The 13,463-nt window shown below is 56.1% G+C and carries 18 protein-coding genes; 7 read left to right on the top strand and 11 right to left on the bottom strand.

Translation table 11 applies throughout. The features are described 5' to 3' along the window. Positions 1-5: 5 nt before the first annotated feature. A complete protein-coding gene (locus tag FNL37_RS09315; protein WP_013441807.1) occupies positions 6-488 on the bottom strand; it encodes a phosphate-starvation-inducible PsiE family protein in 483 nt (160 codons plus the stop codon). 114 nt (positions 489-602) lie between these two features. Further along, entirely contained in the window at positions 603-1,505 is a 903-nt protein-coding gene (locus FNL37_RS09310) for a LysR family transcriptional regulator (RefSeq protein WP_159355936.1), read from the bottom strand. A 97-nt stretch (positions 1,506-1,602) separates the two neighbouring features. Here FNL37_RS09310 and FNL37_RS09305 point away from each other — a divergent pair, with 97 nt between their 5' ends. From FNL37_RS09305 to FNL37_RS09280, 6 genes are all read left to right on the top strand, one after another. Further along, a complete protein-coding gene (locus tag FNL37_RS09305) occupies positions 1,603-2,331 on the top strand; it encodes a pirin family protein (RefSeq protein WP_159355935.1) in 729 nt (242 codons plus the stop codon). Positions 2,332-2,388: 57 nt separating this feature from the next. Next, positions 2,389-2,958, top strand: a complete 570-nt coding sequence (locus FNL37_RS09300) for a flavodoxin family protein (protein ID WP_013441810.1) — start codon at positions 2,389-2,391, stop codon at positions 2,956-2,958. A 27-nt stretch (positions 2,959-2,985) separates the two neighbouring features. Next, positions 2,986-3,561 (top strand): YceI family protein, encoded by a 576-nt coding sequence (locus tag FNL37_RS09295; protein ID WP_159355934.1) that lies wholly within the window; start codon positions 2,986-2,988, stop codon positions 3,559-3,561. A 70-nt stretch (positions 3,562-3,631) separates the two neighbouring features. Further along, positions 3,632-4,708: an alkene reductase gene (locus tag FNL37_RS09290; protein ID WP_159355933.1), complete on the top strand. Its 1,077-nt coding sequence runs from the start codon at positions 3,632-3,634 to the stop codon at positions 4,706-4,708. A 65-nt stretch (positions 4,709-4,773) separates the two neighbouring features. Continuing rightward, positions 4,774-5,373 carry a nitroreductase family protein gene (locus FNL37_RS09285; protein WP_013441813.1) on the top strand — a complete coding sequence of 200 codons (600 nt, stop codon included), beginning with the start codon at positions 4,774-4,776 and terminating at the stop codon, positions 5,371-5,373. A 116-nt stretch (positions 5,374-5,489) separates the two neighbouring features. Continuing rightward, complete coding sequence (locus FNL37_RS09280; RefSeq protein ID WP_013441814.1) at positions 5,490-5,879, top strand: thioredoxin family protein; 390 nt, start codon at positions 5,490-5,492, stop codon at positions 5,877-5,879. Positions 5,880-5,973: 94 nt separating this feature from the next. On the opposite strand, the gene FNL37_RS09275 is transcribed toward FNL37_RS09280, so the two are convergent. Genes FNL37_RS09275 through purB form a run of 9 tightly spaced genes read right to left on the bottom strand, consistent with a single transcriptional unit; the run spans position 5,974 to position 12,808 of the window. After that, a complete protein-coding gene (locus tag FNL37_RS09275; protein WP_013441815.1) occupies positions 5,974-6,306 on the bottom strand; it encodes a hypothetical protein in 333 nt (110 codons plus the stop codon). A 27-nt stretch (positions 6,307-6,333) separates the two neighbouring features. After that, positions 6,334-7,395 (bottom strand): peptidoglycan DD-metalloendopeptidase family protein, encoded by a 1,062-nt coding sequence (locus tag FNL37_RS09270; protein ID WP_211371955.1) that lies wholly within the window; start codon positions 7,393-7,395, stop codon positions 6,334-6,336. Beyond that, positions 7,392-8,060: a protein-L-isoaspartate(D-aspartate) O-methyltransferase gene (locus FNL37_RS09265; RefSeq protein ID WP_159355932.1), complete on the bottom strand. Its 669-nt coding sequence runs from the start codon at positions 8,058-8,060 to the stop codon at positions 7,392-7,394. Before FNL37_RS09265 ends, FNL37_RS09270 begins: the two co-directional genes overlap by 4 nt. Positions 8,061-8,069: 9 nt before the next feature. Beyond that, positions 8,070-8,813 carry a 5'/3'-nucleotidase SurE gene (surE, locus tag FNL37_RS09260; protein ID WP_015829761.1) on the bottom strand — a complete coding sequence of 248 codons (744 nt, stop codon included), beginning with the start codon at positions 8,811-8,813 and terminating at the stop codon, positions 8,070-8,072. A gap of 53 nt (positions 8,814-8,866) precedes the next feature. Next, the gene (locus FNL37_RS09255; RefSeq protein WP_159355931.1) at positions 8,867-9,256 is read right to left on the bottom strand and encodes a DUF2069 domain-containing protein; all 390 of its coding nucleotides are present in this window, start codon (positions 9,254-9,256) and stop codon (positions 8,867-8,869) included. Further along, positions 9,253-9,966: a HugZ family pyridoxamine 5'-phosphate oxidase gene (locus FNL37_RS09250; protein WP_159355930.1), complete on the bottom strand. Its 714-nt coding sequence runs from the start codon at positions 9,964-9,966 to the stop codon at positions 9,253-9,255. Before FNL37_RS09250 ends, FNL37_RS09255 begins: the two co-directional genes overlap by 4 nt. A 42-nt stretch (positions 9,967-10,008) precedes the next feature. Next, positions 10,009-10,602: an NAD(P)H:quinone oxidoreductase gene (gene wrbA / locus FNL37_RS09245; RefSeq protein ID WP_159355929.1), complete on the bottom strand. Its 594-nt coding sequence runs from the start codon at positions 10,600-10,602 to the stop codon at positions 10,009-10,011. Further along, entirely contained in the window at positions 10,599-11,426 is an 828-nt protein-coding gene (locus FNL37_RS09240) for an NYN domain-containing protein (RefSeq protein WP_015829764.1), read from the bottom strand. Before FNL37_RS09240 ends, wrbA begins: the two co-directional genes overlap by 4 nt. An 11-nt stretch (positions 11,427-11,437) precedes the next feature. Next, positions 11,438-12,808, bottom strand: a complete 1,371-nt coding sequence (gene purB, locus FNL37_RS09235; RefSeq protein WP_159355928.1) for an adenylosuccinate lyase — start codon at positions 12,806-12,808, stop codon at positions 11,438-11,440. Between the two features lie 327 nt (positions 12,809-13,135). Between purB and FNL37_RS09230 the strand changes: the two genes are divergently transcribed. Next, a complete protein-coding gene (locus FNL37_RS09230; protein WP_244948248.1) occupies positions 13,136-13,444 on the top strand; it encodes a calcium-binding protein in 309 nt (102 codons plus the stop codon). The last annotated feature ends 19 nt before the right edge of the window (positions 13,445-13,463 follow it).

Genomic DNA, 13,463 nt, shown 5'->3' with positions numbered 1-13,463 from the left:
GGCGTTTAGTTGGTTTTACCGAATTTGTTGGACCAGCGTACCAGCACATACATGATGCCCAGCATCAGGCCTGCGCCTACCCACAGGGCGACATCGGAAGGGATCAGCGAACCATCTTCCACCGGCATGACGATCAGCTTGCGCAGGACCACGATCATGGCAACTTCGATAAACGCTTCCACTTCCAGCTGGCTACCACGCAGGTAACGAATCTCTGCAGTAATCAGCGCTGAAATGGACCACAGCAGCATGAGGGTACCGAGGGCATGCAAAAAGCCATGTACCAGATTGTGGGCGGAGGCCGCATCGCGTACATCCACATAAAACAGCCAGGTAAACATCAGCACGGCCACGGCCAGTGCCAGCCCGATGATGATGTGGGCAAAGCCATTGAGCCAGACCATGGCTTTGACCGCATAGCGGTTAACAGCATACAGCTCACGTGGAATATGCACTTTGTCGTATTGTTCTGGTTTTTCTCTGATCATGATGGCAGCTCTTGATGAATATTAGGTGGATGAAATGGCCTTCCCCCGGCCATGCTCTTGGTCCTGCGCGGCCTGGAACTGTTCTGATCCAAGGCTGCATCATGGATTTTGGCACTAGATCAGCAGTTCATCCAGTGCTAGTTGGGAAATTTCACGAATCAGCCAGGCCTGCGCTTTGCCGCCATCGCTGCGCCAGGCAAGAAAACAGGGCACCTCAGGCTTGGGTTCAGCCACCTGTTTGATCACCAGCGTGCCATTGGCAACATGCTTTGTGGCCATGGTCCGGGGCAGGTAGCCCACTCCCAGGCCGCGTTGCTGCGCCAGGAGCTTGGATGCCATGTCCGATACCGTCAGCACATCCTGCCCCTGCAGAATGCCGGAGGTGCGGGGCGCCAGGTCGCGCGAGCTATCGGCAGCGGAGATGGAGCGGTATTGCTGGATATCCTGATTTTGCAAGGGTTCGGGCAGGGCGGCCAGCGGGTGATGCGGAGCTACGGCATAGTCAAACTCCACTGTGCCCATGGTGTGGGTAATGTAGCCGCCGCCGGGCGGGCCATCGCCCGGCGCGCCTATGGAAATGTCGGCACGGCCAGTTACCAGGGCATCCCAGCTGCCACCATATACCTCGCGCATCAGCCGGATGCGCGTGCCAAAGCCTTGTTCATAAAACTTTTCCAGCACCCGGTATATCGGGGCCACAGTAAACAGGTCGCTCAGGGCAATGCCCAGTTCGGTTTCTACGCCGGTGGCCACGCGCTTGACGCGGGATTCAATCTCTTGCGCCGCCTGCAACAGGCGTCGGCCTTCTCGCAACAGCTCGGCGCCTGCTTCTGTCAGCTCCGCCCGATGGCCTTTGCGGTCAAAAATGGCAATGCCCAGATCACTTTCCAGCTTGCGCACCGTGTAAGTGATGGCCGATGGCACGCGAAACAGCGATTCTGCTGCCGCTGCAAAGCTGCCCTTGCGCGCAATGGCATCCAGCACTTCCAGTGCATCCATGGTGAGAGAGGTGTTCATATTTTTTGAATGAGATATGCAAAATTATTTGCTAATCTCGTCTTGGCCTTAGGTTTAATATGCTGCAGGTCATTCAATATAATTGAATAAGGCATTCATGATCAAGCTTAGAAAATCCCGTGAACGGGGACATGCCAATCTTGGTTGGCTGGATAGTTACCACTCGTTTTCGTTTTCAAGTTATTACGACCCCGCCTATATGGGCTATTCAGTGCTGCGCGTGATCAATGAGGACGTGATTGAGCCGGGCCGCGGGTTTGGCATGCACAGCCATCGTGATATGGAAATCATCACCTATATGCTGCAGGGCGACTTGCGCCATGAAGACAGCCTGGGAAATGGATCGACCATCCATGCTGGTGATGTTCAGCGCATGACGGCGGGCAGCGGTATTTCTCACAGCGAATTCAATGCATCTAAGACCGCGCAGGCACATCTGCTGCAAATATGGTTGATGCCCGAGCAGGATGGCCTGTCACCCGGGTATGAAGAAAAGCATTTTCCACTCGCCGCCAAGCATAATCGCTGGTGCCTGATTGCCTCACGCGAGGGCCGTGACAACAGTTTGAAGATCAACCAGTTCGTGGATCTCTACGCCAGTGTGCTTGATCAGGATGTAACCTTGGACATGACGCTGGATAGTGGACGCAGCTATTACCTGCAAGTCGCCCAGGGCAGCCTTCAGGCAAATGGACAGGATTTGCAGCAAGGGGATGCGATCAGAATGGATGGTGAAACCCGGCTGGACATACGGGCGCTGACGCAAGCGGAAGTGCTGCTGTTTGATCTGCCACCCCATCACATTCCCGCAACGCAGTCGATCTAAGGTCTTTTATCTCAATACGTCAGCTGTATCTCAACTAACTCATCAGGAGCACACATCATGGCAACCATCGCAATCGTGTATCACAGTGGCTACGGCCACACCGCCGCCCAGGCCCAGGCCGTCGCACGCGGTGCTGGCAAATCCGCCGGCACGCAAGTTCACTTGCTGACCAGCGAAGAGGCTCAGCAGCAATGGGAACTTTTGGCAGGGGCCGATGCCATTATCTTCGGCAGTCCGACTTACATGGGCTCGGTGTCGGCCAAGTTCAAGGAGTTCATGGAAGCGAGCTCCAAGATCTGGTACGAGCGCGGCTGGCAAGACAAGCTTGCAGCCGGCTTTACCACCTCTGCCAGCCAAAGCGGCGACAAGCTGGATAGTCTGATTCAGCTGTCCGTATTTGCCGCTCAGCATGGCATGCTGTGGGTCAGTCTGGGGCTGTTGCCCGGCAATAATCATAGTCAGGGCTCAGTAAACGATTTGAATCGACTGGGCAGTTTTCTGGGCGCAATGGCACAAGCCAATAGCGACCAGGGTGCCGATGTGGCGCCTATACAAAGTGATCTGCTGACTGCCGAACATCTGGGCGAACGCGTAGCCGAGCTAGCCAAGCGTTTGCAGGCTTCTTAATTTTTTGCATTTTTAATGGGGATTTCAATGAAACACATCATCGCCTCTCTGGCGCTCGTAAGTTTTGCTGGCGTTGCATCTGCTGCTGTCGATACCTACAACATCGATACCGCACACAGCTTTGCCAACTTCAAGATTCGCCACGTGGTTTCCAAGACTGCGGGCAGCTTCAATGACATCAAGGGCGTTATCAAACTGGACCCGGATAATCTGGCTAACTCCAGCGTCGATGCCCGCATCAATGTACTCAGCATCAGCACTGGCCTGGCCAAGCGCGATGAGCATATCCAGAAGCCGGAGTATCTGGATGCTGGCGCCTTTAGCGAAATCCAGTTTGTCAGCACCAAGGTCGAAGCCAAAAGCAAAACCCAGGGCGTGATCACCGGTAAATTCACTCTGCATGGCGTGACCAAGGAGATTTCCTTCCCCTTCGTGGTACTGGGCTATGGCAATGACGCATGGGGCGGCCAACGTACCGGGATCGAAGCAAACGCTGTGATCAAGGCTTCCGATTACGGCTACACCTGGGGCCAGAAGGTCGGCGCCCCGGTAGGTGACGATATTGAAGTCAATCTGCTGATTGAAGGCGTGAAGCAAAAGTAAGCTAATTCCTGATTCTTAACCTTGGCGTGCTTGCACGCCATTTGTATTTAAAACGTAAAGGAATCTCTCGATGACAGATCTATTCAGCCCGGTAAGCCTGGGTTCCATCCAACTCAAAAACCGCATGGTCATGGCGCCACTGACCCGCAACCGCGCGGGCACCGGCAATGTGCCAACTGACCTCAATGCGCTCTACTACCAGCAGCGTGCCAGTGCTGGATTGATCATCACCGAAGCCACGCCTATTTCCGCCATGGCCCATGGTTATCCGGCAACGCCTGGTATCCATACCCCGGCGCAAGTGGAAGGCTGGAAAAAAGTGGTGCAGGCCGTGCATGCCCAAAGTGGCAAGATCGTTCTGCAACTCTGGCATGTAGGCCGTATTTCGCATCCTTCCTTGTTGCCGGACAATGCCTTGCCGGTGGCGCCCTCTGCCATCAAGCCTGCCGGACAGGCCTTTACCTATCAGGGGCTGCAGGATTTCGTCACGCCACGTGCGCTGGAACTGGCCGAGTTGCCCGGCATCGTGGCAGATTACGCTGCCGCTACCAAGCACGCGCTGGAAGCCGGCTTTGACGGCGTAGAGGTGCATGCCGCCAATGGGTATCTGCTGGATCAGTTCCTGCGTGATGGCAGCAACAAGCGCACGGATCAATACGGTGGCAGCCTGGAAAATCGCAGCCGTCTGTTGCTGGAAGTCGTGAACGCGGTGATTGCCGTGGCCGGTGCCGACAAGGTGGGCGTGCGTATTTCGCCTCTTAACCCGTTCAACGACATGGCGGATTCCAATCCACAGGCACTGTTCAATCACGTGGCCGAAGTATTGAGCCCGCTGGGTCTTGCCTATCTGCACGCCGTTGAAGGCGGCATGGGCGGCGGCGAAGTGGCGCCATTTGATTTCAATGTGCTGCGCAAACACTTCAAGGGTCCGTACATTGCCAATCTGGCCTATGACAAAGCGAAAGGCAACGCGGCTATTGCCAGCGGACATGCCGATGCCATCGCCTATGGCGTACCTTTCCTGGCAAATCCGGATCTGGTGGAACGCTTCCGCCAGGATGCGCCATTGAATGCGCCGGATCAGGCCAGCTTCTACGGTGGCACGGAAAAGGGCTACACTGATTACCCGACACTGCAGCAAGCTTAAGCCCTTATTGCCACATTCAGCCCTGACGTGATCAGGGCTGATTTCCATCAGAACAAGGAGTATTCATGAAAAAGCCAGCTACCACGCAAGTCCCTGTTGCCGAGATTATCGCGAACCGCTGGAGCGGACGCGCGTATGACGCCGCCAAAGCGGTGAGCCGCCAGCAGATCATCAGTTTGCTCGAAGCTGCCCGCTGGGCACCATCCTGCTTTGGTGACCAGCCATGGCGTTTTATTGTCTGGGATCGCAACCATGATGCCGGCGCCTGGCAGCAAGCGTTTGAGTGTCTGGTCGAAGGCAATCAGTCCTGGGTGCGCAATGCACCGGTGCTGTTGCTGGTGACCGCCAATACGCTGTTTGATCACAATGGCAAGGAAAACCGCTGGGGCAGCTATGATGCCGGCGCCGCCGCTGAAAACCTGTGCCTGCAGGCGGAAGAGCTCGGCCTGATGGCGCACCAGATGGGCGGGTTTGACACGAAAAAGACGCGCGAAGTCTTTGCTATCCCCGAGCAGTTTCAATTGATGGCCATGATTTCGGTGGGCTATGCCGCGGATGTCTCCACGCTTTCCGGCGATATTCTGGACCGGGAAACCGCTCCGCGTGCGCGCAAAGCCTTGGGTGATATCTTTTTTGATGGTGCCTGGGCCAAGCCGGTAGCCTAAGCCGGACTTGATTCTGTCGCAGGCTGGATATCGATTCGGGGCGCCTTTGGGTGCCCCGAATGCTTTTTCATCTGCTAGAATCGCAGCCTATTTACTATAAAAGCAGGGGTCGGATCATGGCAGTGGTAACCTTAAACCGCAGTAACTTCAAAGACACGATCGTCAACAATGCCATCGTCATTGTCGACTTCTGGGCGCCATGGTGTGAGCCTTGCGTGAACTTTACCGACGTATTCACCGCGGCTTCCGAGAAAAATCCTGACATCGTGTTTGGCATGGTGGATACGGATGATCAACCCGAGATTGCCGAATACTTCGAAGTGAAAAAAGTACCTGGCATTCTGGTGATTCGCGAGCAGGCTGGCATTCATGCACAAATCGGCGAAATCGGCGCGCCTGCGCTGGACAAGCTGATCGAATGGACACGCGATTTTGACATGACGCAGGTACGTGCCTATCTGGCGGAAGAAGATGCCCGCCTGGCAAAAGAAGCGGCCGCCAAGTAACTCCCGGATATTCCATCCATCTGCATCGGGTGCGGCATGTCTTGAGCATGTGCTGTACCCGATGCCATCCCAATAGCGGCGTTCGCCGCCATGGTCATAAACTTCCGGTTGTAATCAGGCGATACAGAAAGTAGGCGCCTATGCCCATCATGATGTACATGGGCAAGTCGCCACGGGTGGAGGCTTTGCCGTCAGTCGCGGTGCCCAGCCAGCGGTTGAACAGATAGAGCGCCAGCAGTGCCAGTGGAATGGAGAATATCCCCAGCGGGGAATCCAGCATTTTTGTGAATAATTGCTTCAGCAGGCCATTGTCGCGAAAAATCTCCACCGCCAGTCCGACAATACCCAGCAGCATGATGCCGATTTTCAACACGGCAATCAGCGTGCTTTTCAATGAATCCGGTTTTTCGGGCTGGCTGGTTTTCATGATGCAGACACTCCCATTGAATCGCGGTTACGGATTACTGCCGGGCAGGTATTTGGCGGGGTCGACGGATTTGCCTTGCTGGCGTATTTCAAAGTGCAGCTTGACCTTGTCGGTATCGCTGTTGCCCATCTCGGCAATTTTCTGGCCGCGGCTGACTTGCTGGCCCTCTTTCACCAGAATCTGATTGTTGTGGGCATAGACCGAGAGATAGGTCTTGTTGTGCTTGATAATCACCAGCTTGCCATAACCACGCAGGTCCGAGCCGCTGTAGATCACCTTGCCAGGGGCGGCTGCTAACACGGGCTGCCCTTGTGAACCGGCAATATCAATGCCTTTGCCACTGCCTGTGTCGCTGAAGGTGCCAATGACCTTGCCATTGGTGGGCCAGACCCATTCCAGTGCCTCGTCATTACCGGCAGCGGCAGCATCCGGTTTGGCGGCGCTATCGGCAGGCTTCGTCTCAGCCGGTTTGGCCTCGGTGGGTTTTGCGTCCGTGGCTTTTGCCGTATCACTTGAAGTAGCGGCTGGCGTCGCCGTTGCTGGTTTGACTGGCGCAACCTGCATGGCTTGCTCGCTGTATGGCACGCGCAACGCCTTGGGCTCGCTCAGCACCGGGATGCCGGTGGCAGGGCTGCTGGCAGATGGCGGGGCATCCGAGCCCAAGGGACGGACTACGACGTTGCCATCGCCGCTGCCCAGGGGGGCGGTGACCACTCCTGTAGCGGTGTCTGTGGATTCCTTGCTGTCCACCGACTTCAGCTGTAATTGCTGGCCAATACGGATGATGTAAGGCGGCGGTATGTTATTGGCCTGCGCGATTTCCTTGTAGTCATAGCCGTACTCCAGGCCAATGCTGAACAGCGTATCGCCTTTTTTCACGGTGTAGCGGTCCGGGCGCCAATCCTTTCCGGGCTGGCTGGTGGCTACGGAGCTGGAAGGTTTTACGGCAGGTGACTTGCTGGCGGGTGGCCGGCGGTCGATGACCGGCGCGGGCTCATTGGCGGCACAGGCTGCCAGCACCAGTGTGCATGCCAGAGTCAGATAACGGTAAAAAGCAGCTTGTATACTCAAATGATGATGTCCACTCAATTCGTTCCGCCCAGCAGGGGAACGAACTTCACCGGCTCGAGCTTGGTTTGCCGGTATTCGCTGCCATTGGTGGTGGCAACATGTTCAATCAGGTAGAGGATTTGTTCTTCGGTGCCCACCGGGATCACCATGCGTCCGCCTACCGCCAGCTGTTCCAGCAGCTCCTGTGGTACATGGCTGGCAGCCGCTGTGACAATAATGCCATCGAATGGTGCAAGCTCCGATAGCCCCATGGTGCCATCCGCATGCTTGAGCTTGATGTTGCTCATGCGCAGCTCGCGCAAGTGGCCGCGGGCTTTCATCAGCAGAGGGCGTATGCGCTCCACTGAGTAGACTTCTTTGGCCACCTTGGAGAGCACGGCGGTCTGATAGCCGCAGCCAGTGCCGATTTCAAGCACGTTACCGAGCGGTTTGCCAGCACGCAGGATTTCCGTCATGCGGGCGACGATGTAGGGTTGAGAGATGGTCTGGCCGAAACCGATAGGCAAGGACACATCTTCATAGGCGCGGGAAGACAAAGCCTCATCGACAAAAATATGGCGGGCAATGCTGCCCATGGCAGAAAGGGTAACTTCATCGCGTATGCCTTGCTCACGCAGACGCGCCAGCATGCGCTCACGCGTACGAAGAGAGGTCATGCCTATGCCACGGATTACGCTACTCATGGGTCTTGATCAGAAGTCTAGCCAGGTTTTCAGGGAGCTCAGCTGGTTGTAGTGCGTGAGATCAATCTGCAGGGGTGTCATGGAGACACGGTTGTTGGCAACGGCATAAAAGTCGGTGCCATCACCGGCATCCTGCGCGCCACCTGCGGCACCTACCCAGTACACGGTTTCGCCACGCGGTGTAGTCGACTTGATCACGGGCTCTGCCTTGTGGCGCTTGCCCAGGCGGGTAATCACACGTCCTTGCAGGGCATCGTAAGGCACGTCGGGAATATTCACATTGAGCAGCATGGGCGGCGGCATGTCTTTTTTCTGGATATGCTGCACCAGCTCAACGGCGACGCGGGCGGCGGTCTCGAAATGCGCTGGATTATGCTGCGACATGGAGAACGCAAATGAAGGCACGCCCAGCAGATAGCCTTCCATGGCGGCAGCCACCGTGCCGGAGTAAATCGTATCGTCGCCCATATTGGCGCCATCATTGATGCCGGAGATCACCATGTCGGGCAGCTGGTCCAGCAGGCCGGTCACCGCAAGGTGCACACAGTCGGTAGGGGTGCCGTTGACGTAGTAGAAACCATTAAGCGCCTTGCGCACGGTCAGCGGACGATCAAGTGTCAGGGAGTTGCTGGCACCGCTGCGGTTGCGCTCGGGGGCGACCACGACGACTTCGGCGATCTTGCTGATGTGCTCGGCCAGAATACTGAGGCCAGGCGCAAAATAGCCGTCGTCGTTGGATAGTAGAATTCTCATGCAATTATTATAAGGGAATAATGACGGCGTTGGGGCAGGCTTAACGTGATTGGTCAGCTTTGAGTTTGGCCTTGTGCTGCTGCTTTATTGGCTGCAGTAGCCATCTGGCTGGGGCGGGTAAAACGGGCATAGAAAATCGCGCAGGTGAAAAACACGAGGGTCAACGCAACTTCCAGCAGGGCCAGTCTCGCGGATAATCCCTGATCTGCCCATGCGCGTACGCAGCCTTCGGTAAAGTAAAACAGGATAAACATGCAGGCCCACTGATAGGTGTAGCGCTTGCCGCGCAATACGCCGAAAAGCGCCGGCAGCAGAAAGGCGGCTTTCCAGATCAACATGGAGCCCCCGGGGCGCAAGGGCGCGAGCCAGCCTTCCCAGGCCAGACACAATAAAATCAGGGCAATCAGACTGATGCTGGCGCCGAGTTGCAGGTTTTTGATCATGTTCGGCACACCTTTGCCATCGCCACCAGTGCCTGGCGTGCTTGCATGGCATCCTGGATGGCTTGCTCGAATTCAAAGCGCAGTATAGTGGGCGGCTGGTGTGCGCTGGAGGCGCGTACGTCAAACCCCAGACTGTCTATGCCTATCATCTCGGCCTGTTCGGTATCAAGTTGGTGAACGTGCTGGCAATAGGCGCGCAGGTTGTCAGCGTGGTCCGCATTCATGTGCTCGATGATGCCGGTTTCCTGCTGTGCCAGTGGCGGCAACGGCGTGGTAAGCGCGGCGCCTTCTTCCCAGCCCATTTTGCCAAAGCCTGCGATGTAGCGCGCTTGCACCGGCGTAATGCGATAAAACGAAAAATCATGCATATCAAAATACCCCGCGGCTTGGGGGAAGTAGCGCAAATAGCGGGCACGCAGATCGGCATCGGTTTTGTCAGCCGCCAGCGCTTGGCCGAGCACGGTAAGACGCGCGTTGGCCTGCATGTCATCGGCATTATCCAGCACGATCAGCGAAACATGCGGGTTTTGCAGGATATTTTTGGTGTGCTCGGCCAGTGTGCTGATCAGAATGATGGGGCAGCCGGTATGGTCCACCACAAAAGGTGCGATGGAGCCAAAGGGGTAACCCGCAAAGCGTGCCGAGTGCGTGGATAGCACGCCCTTGCGCGAACGATGCAGAAATTGTCGGGCTTCAGTACTGAGGTTCATGCGTCAGGCTTTGTGTTCGAAGTGGCTGCCATGGTGTTCGAGTCAGGCACCAAGCTTGGCCGCGGTGGTGGCCAGGCGCTTGCCCAGGGCAATGCACAGCTTGCGTTCATCTTCGGTAATTGGCCGGTCATCGCTGGCGCCACCGATATGGCTGGCGCCGTAAGGCGTGCCGCCGCTGGTGGTGGATGCGAGGGCTGGTTCGGAATAGGGCAGGCCGACAATCAGCATGCCGTGGTGCAGCAATGGCAGCATCATGGTGAGCAATGTGCTTTCGTTGCCGCCATGCTGCGAGCCGGTGGAAGTAAATACGGCGGCAGGTTTGCCGATCAGCGCGCCCTTGAGCCACAGGCTGGTCGTGCCATCCAGAAAGTATTTCATGGGGGCGGCCATATTGCCGAAGCGGGTGGGGCTGCCCAGGGCCAGGCCCACGCATTCTTCCAGGTCTTTCAGTTCTACATAGGGCGCGCCAGTCGCTGGAATCTCCGGCTCGGTTGCTTCGCAATTGGCCGAGACTTTAGGCACGGTGCGCAATCGCGCTCGCATACCGGGCACGCTATCAATCCCGCGCGCAATCAGTTGCGCCATGTCGCGCACGGCGCCGCCCTGTGAGTAATACAAGACCAGTATGTCGCTCATTTCTTGCGCTTGTCCTTGATGCGTTGCTTTTGCGTGTCGGCTTCAAACAGGCCGGTGGCCTTGATCAGGTCGCTGAACTTGCCATAACCATAATTGCGCGAGTCGAATGCCGAGAAGTTTTTCACGATGTGTTTTTTGACTTCGCCCATATGGGCAAAGCCATCATCGTCCGACAGGGCTTCAATCGCAGAACGTATCAGCGTCACCAGCTTGGTATCCATCGCCAGTTCCTTGGCGCTTTTGCGGATGCCGGGGGCGGTGGCAGGCTCGGTGGCAGAAGGTCGTGCAACCTTTGCTGCTCTGCCCTTGGTCGTTTTGGCAGTCTCCTGCGCTGCTGGTTCCGGCTCGATGGCAGCGCTGTCTGCCAGCTTGTTCTGCGAGAGAATCTCGATGTAAATGAACTGGTTGCAGGCCGCCATCAGCGATTCAGGCGTTTTTTGCTCACCAAAGCCGTACACCATTTTGCCGGATTCACGAAAACGGATCGCCAGGCGCGTGAAATCGCTATCGCTGGACACAATGCAGAAGCCATCGAGCGGGGCGGTATACAGCAGGTCCATGGCATCAATGATCAGCGCGCTGTCCGTGGAGTTTTTGCCCTTGGTATTGGCGTATTGCTGTATCGGCTGTATGGCGTGCTTGGGCAGGATTTCCTTCCAGCGGTTCAGCTGGTTTTGCGTCCAGTCACCATAAATGCGCCGGACGCTGGCATCACCAAACTTGGAAATTTCCTCGAACAGCTCGTCGATGATGTCGATCACCTTGAAGGTATTGTCCGCGTCTATCAGCACCGCCAGACGTGGATTGTTACGGTCGGTGATCATGCCATGCTCGATCAAATGCGCTTGGCCAGCTCAACTGCCTTGCCGATGTAGCTGGCCGGGGTCATGTCGAGCAACAATTGCTTGGCATCTTGCGGGATTTCGAGGTCCTGGATAAATGCCTGCAGGGATTCCTTGCTGATGCCGCCCTTGCCACGCGTCAGCGCTTTCAGCTGTTCGTAGGGGTTGGCAATGCCATAACGGCGCATCACGGTCTGGATAGGCTCTGCCAGCACTTCCCAGTTGTTGTCCAGGTCTTCCAGCAGGCGCGCGCGGTTGGCTTCCAGCTTGTTCAGGCCTTTGAGGCAGGAATCGTAGCCCAGCAGGGTGTAACCCAGCGCCACGCCCATGTTGCGCAGCACGGTGGAGTCAGTGAGGTCACGCTGCCAGCGCGAGATCGGCAGTTTTTCTGCCAGATGGCGCAGCACGGCATTGGCCAGGCCCAGATTGCCCTCGGAATTTTCGAAGTCGATCGGGTTGACCTTGTGCGGCATGGTGGAAGAGCCGACTTCGCCTTCTTTCACCTTCTGCTTGAAGTAACCCAGGGAGATGTAACCCCAGACATCGCGATCCAGATCGATCAGGATGGTGTTGATGCGCGACAGGGCGTCATACAGCTCGGCCATGTAGTCATGCGGTTCAATCTGAATGGTGTAAGGGTTGTAGGTCAGCCCCAGCGCGGTGACAAATTTCTGGGCAAAGCTTTCCCAGTCAAAGTCAGGGTAAGCCGATAAGTGCGCATTGAAGTTGCCGACGGCGCCATTGATCTTGCCCAGAATTTCCACCTCGGCCAGCTGCTTGTGCTGACGGCGCAGGCGGTAAACCACATTGGCAATTTCCTTGCCCAGCGTGGTGGGTGAAGCAGGCTGCCCGTGTGTGTGCGACAGCATGGGCGCATCGGCCAGGTCATGGGCAATCTCGGTCAGGCGCGTGATCATTTGCTCCAGCGTGGGCAGCATGACCTGGTCACGGGCTGCTTTCAGCATCAGGCCATGGGAGAGATTGTTGATATCTTCGGAAGTGCAGGCGAAGTGGATGAATTCGCTGACCTTGCGGATTTCGCTGTTGCCGTCGAATTGCTCCTTGAGCCAGTATTCGAGGGCTTTGACGTCGTGATTGGTGCGCGATTCAATCGCCTTGACCTGTGAGGCTTCCACTTCGCCAAAGTTGGCGATGGCAGCATCCAGGTCCTGGATGGTTTGCGGGCTGAATGGCGCGATTTCTGCCAGCGCAGGCTCAGCCGCCAGTGCTTTGAGCCATTCGACTTCCACCAGGGCGCGATGCCGGATCAGCGCATATTCGCTGAAAAAAGGGCGTAACGGATCCAGTTTGGCTTGATAACGACCATCAAGCGGTGAAAGTGCATTGAGTGATGTGAGTTCCATCAGCAGCCTTTGCTCAATTGTAAAAAGAACAAGATTTTACCCTACATCGGGGATGGGCAAAAATCTGATCATGAAATATTTGGAATGTCATGCCGATGATGAGGTCAGAAGCTTAGGGCTCGCATGATGGAGATTGAGCGACAGGATGATCCATCATGTTTCTGAAACGATCAGCGCCATGTAGGGTAATGATCATGGATGGTATCCGGGCAAGGGGTTATGTGGTTAAATAACAAGCAGCTAGCAGTCAGCTCGAGTCTTTCAATCGTGTGCCGCAATCTGCTTGGCGTCAATGGAAATTTTGGTTTTCAAATGACGATGAAGGCCATGCATGCAATCGGAAATGAAGGTGAAATCAAAATGGACATCATGAAAATCGACATGTGGAAATTGGCCGGGCTTGCCCTTGTCGTCTGTGCCATTCCGGTTGCCGCCGCCGAGTCGCCATTTATCACGGTGGAAGAGCGCCTGCAGAAAATGGACAAGGACCATGATGGCATGGTGACGGTGGAGGAAGTGCGTGCCTATATCGAAACCGTGCATGGCAAGGATTTCAACAAGCCGGTGATGGATGAAATGGTGTCTGCTGCCAACAGCAAAAGCTGTGGCTCGCCATTCTCGCGTTCGTTTTACTAGAGATTCCCCAGCGGTGACC

The organism is Methylovorus glucosotrophus, from assembly GCF_009858335.1.
In the GTDB taxonomy this organism is placed as follows: domain Bacteria; phylum Pseudomonadota; class Gammaproteobacteria; order Burkholderiales; family Methylophilaceae; genus Methylovorus; species Methylovorus glucosotrophus.
This window is presented reverse-complemented; position numbering and strand designations above follow the sequence as displayed.